The sequence below is a fragment of the Actinoplanes sp. NPDC051633 genome (genome assembly GCF_040681735.1).
Classification (GTDB): Bacteria; Actinomycetota; Actinomycetes; order Mycobacteriales; family Micromonosporaceae; genus Actinoplanes.
Genome location: NZ_JBFAZH010001169.1, coordinates 1 through 2,396 on the forward strand (window position 1 = coordinate 1; position 2,396 = coordinate 2,396).

The 2,396-nt window shown below is 73.7% G+C and carries 2 protein-coding genes; both read right to left on the reverse strand.

Annotated elements, in window-relative coordinates:
- Positions 1 to 191: 191 nt before the first annotated feature.
- Complete coding sequence (locus AB0M20_RS38525) at positions 192 to 848, reverse strand: hypothetical protein (RefSeq protein WP_364305872.1); 657 nt, start codon at positions 846 to 848, stop codon at positions 192 to 194.
- Between the two features lie 469 nt (positions 849 to 1,317).
- Positions 1,318 to 2,298, reverse strand: a complete 981-nt coding sequence (locus tag AB0M20_RS38530; protein WP_364305874.1) for a replication-relaxation family protein — start codon at positions 2,296 to 2,298, stop codon at positions 1,318 to 1,320.
- Between the last annotated feature and the right edge of the window lie 98 nt (positions 2,299 to 2,396).

Below are 2,396 nucleotides of genomic sequence, written 5' to 3' on the forward strand. Positions count from 1 at the left end.
CGCACGGCGACCCGGACGGGCGCGGTGCCGCCGGAGTCCGGCGCCCGGTCCCCGTCAGCGGGTCGAGCGGGTGAAGCAGTCATCAGTGAGTTCCTTTCGTGGAGGAGGCACATCCGCCGGGACCGCCCCGGCGGGAGTTCATGGGCGCGCACCAACGGCCGGCACCCCGGGGATCGGGTGCCGGCCGCGGTTCAGCGGGTGAGGATCGCGACGAGGACGTCGCGCGGGGCGAGGTCGGCGAGGCGGGCGTTGGCCTCGGTCAGATAGGACAGCCGCTCGCTGAATCGGCCGTCGCGGGCGGTCAGCCGGTCACCGTCGACGGTGATCATCGCGTCGGCGACCGTGGCGGCGAGCCAGCCGTAGCGGGCGAAGGTGTACGGCCCGGACTGGTAGGCCTCCAGGTCCGCGGTGGCCAGCTCGACCGGACGGTCCGGTACGGCGTTGTAGGAGCGCATCGCCGCGATCCGGGGCTGGGCGAGATAGTGTCCGCGGGCCTTGGCCAGCGGGTACCGCTTCGGGGCGTCGGTGTGCCGTTCCAGGAACACCCAGTAGGGCTGGGCGGGCTTGGTCCCGGCGACGATCTGGTTCCAGAACGACCAGCGATGCCAGTGCTCGACACCGGCAGCGGCGCGCTGGGCGTCCAGGCGCAGCAGTCGCAGCGGGCCACCGGCCGCGGCGCGCGGTGCCGGCCACAGCAGTCGGCGGCGGCGCCACCGCGTGGCGGTGGTGAACAGCCGGGTCAGGTCCAGGCCGAGGTGCCGGTGTGCGGCGAGGCGCTGGTGCGCTGTGGCGATCAGAGAATCGGCGGGGGTGTCTGCGGGCAGGCAGACGACGGTCACATGGGACATGAGGGGTCTCCCGGGCGGGATGGGTGGACGGCGCACAGATGCGGGCGCGGTCCGTCCCGGGTGGGAGGGGCGCCAGCTGGTGGTGGCGCCGGGAACGGGTGGTGCGGGGTGTGCGGGTGGGCGGTGTGCCGACGGGCGACGCGGGCCGACCGGCCGTGAGGCGGGTGGGCGATCGTGATCGCGGTCGTGGGCGACAGGCCCGGGGGTGGAACTAACAAATCAATATGTGCCGTGACCGTAGCCCGCGCACCCAACACCGTCCGCTGCGCAGCGTCCCGGCCGTGGAGTTGGGTGCCGTTGTGTTGGGCGCCGCCGCGTTGGCCTTCGCTGCGTTGGGTGCCGCTGCGTTGGGTGCCGCTGCATTGACTGGAGTGCCGGCCGGTCGAGGTCGGCGTGGGGTCAGGGCAGCGGTACCAAGGCAACGGTGCCAGGGCAACGGTGTCGAGGCAACGGCAGCAGGGCAACGGCATCAGGGCAGGGTGAGCAGGTACAGCGGGTGCTGGATCGCGGTCGGCGGGCCGGGTGTCAGCGGGCCGGCCGGGCCGTGACTGCTCGGGAGCTCGGAGAGCCGCACCCGATCCGGTTCGGTGCCGGCGATCCACCAGACCGGCCCAGCCGGGCCCGCGCCCGCGCCCGCGCCGGCCCAGGTGGTCGCCACCGTGAACCCCACTGGTGTCTCGGCGAGCCTGCGGTGCAGATTCTGCTCTCGGACCGGGCCGGGCACCACGAACAGCAGGGGGTAGTCGGGGCCGCCGGCGTCGCGCAGCCGCCGGTGCGGCGCGAGCTTGGCGGTGAGCCGGCTGATCTGTTCGGTGCCGCGGTCGAGCTCGAGGAAGAAGCCGGTCTCGCCGTGCCGGTCGGTCCACACGCCGTGCCCGTCGGGGTGAATGCGCTGGCCGAACGCCGCGGCGGTGTCGCGTTCGGACCACCAGCGGGTCAGGTCGGCGGCTGGGTCACCCGGGTCGCCGGGGTGGGCAGGGTCGCCGCGGGCGTGGGCGAGCAGCGTGACGTAAAACTGGTTCACCGCGAGCAGGTGCCGCAGCGTGGGGCTGGTGGCGATGCGGTCCGTCCGTTCCCGCAGGCCTTTGGCCGTGGGTGGGGTGTCGTTGCGGGACAGGGCGATGTAGCGGGCGCCGAGTGGGCCGGGTAGCCAGCAGACCGGCCCGGGCGCGTCCGGCCAGGTGTGCAGGAAGCGGTCGAGGAACCCGAGCCGGCGCAGCAGGTGCAGCCGGTGCCGGCAGGTGATCGGGCTGCCGAACAGCAGCGCGGTCAGCTGGTCGGTGCACAGCGTCGTGTGGGCCTCCAGCAGCGCGGCGATGGTGAGGTCCCGGGGCCGCAGCCGGTGCGAGATGTCGATCAGGGCGAGCGTGTGGGAACGGGCGCGGCTGTCGGGTCTCCCCGGTGAGAGGGACCCCTCATAGGGGTGTCGGGCTGTGGCCGGCGCGGACATGACGGGCTCCTAGCTGCGGTGTTGGGTGGCGTCAGGCGACGTCGAGGCAGGTTCAACCGGGCGGGGGGCAGGGCTTGGGGTAGGGCCGGGGGTAGGGC

What these genes read in the sequence shown, in the direction of transcription:
- AB0M20_RS38530 (WP_364305874.1), bottom strand. Translation starts at nt 2,298, where the DNA reads ATGTCCGCGCCGGCCACAGCCCGACACCCCTATGAGGGGTCCCTCTCA.
- AB0M20_RS38525 (WP_364305872.1), bottom strand. Translation starts at nt 848, where the DNA reads ATGTCCCATGTGACCGTCGTCTGCCTGCCCGCAGACACCCCCGCCGAT.